Source organism: Pantoea stewartii subsp. stewartii (assembly GCF_008801695.1).
Taxonomy (GTDB): Bacteria; Pseudomonadota; Gammaproteobacteria; order Enterobacterales; family Enterobacteriaceae; genus Pantoea; species Pantoea stewartii.
The window spans coordinates 1-365 of record NZ_VZPF01000289.1 but is presented as its reverse complement, the minus strand read 5'-3'; the positions used below and the strand labels follow the sequence as shown (position 1 = coordinate 365).

At 50.4% G+C, this 365-nt stretch carries 1 pseudogene; it reads right to left on the bottom strand.

Going from position 1 to position 365, the window contains the following annotated elements:
• Nucleotides 1–123 precede the first annotated feature (123 nt).
• Nucleotides 124–258 (bottom strand): annotated as a pseudogene (locus F7Q90_RS26205) (phage protein GemA/Gp16 family protein); the annotation flags it as partial.
• Between the last annotated feature and the right edge of the window lie 107 nt (nt 259–365).

Below are 365 nucleotides of genomic sequence, written 5' to 3'. Positions count from 1 at the left end.
GTGGTTGCGTTACGTCATCGGTCATATACAGGACTGGCCGGTGAACCGGGTCCGCGATCTGCTGCCATGGAAGGTCGAGCTTCCCTCTGCCTGAACGTCAATACGGTCTGAATGCGACGCTTACCCCTGTTGATGCATATATTCGCGGATAGTCTGCAGTTCCTCAAGGCTGCAGCGGGTTGCAGAGTTCTTGCCTGTTAAGCGGACTAAAAGACTGCGATAAGTATTGTCATCCCATCCTAAATAACTGCTCGGAATAGTAGATCACTTAGAGGGAACTCAGTCCGGTTTATGCGATCTGATCAATCGCTGAATATCCCAAATCACCAGCCGGACTGAGCAATGTCGATCATAGCACCAATACC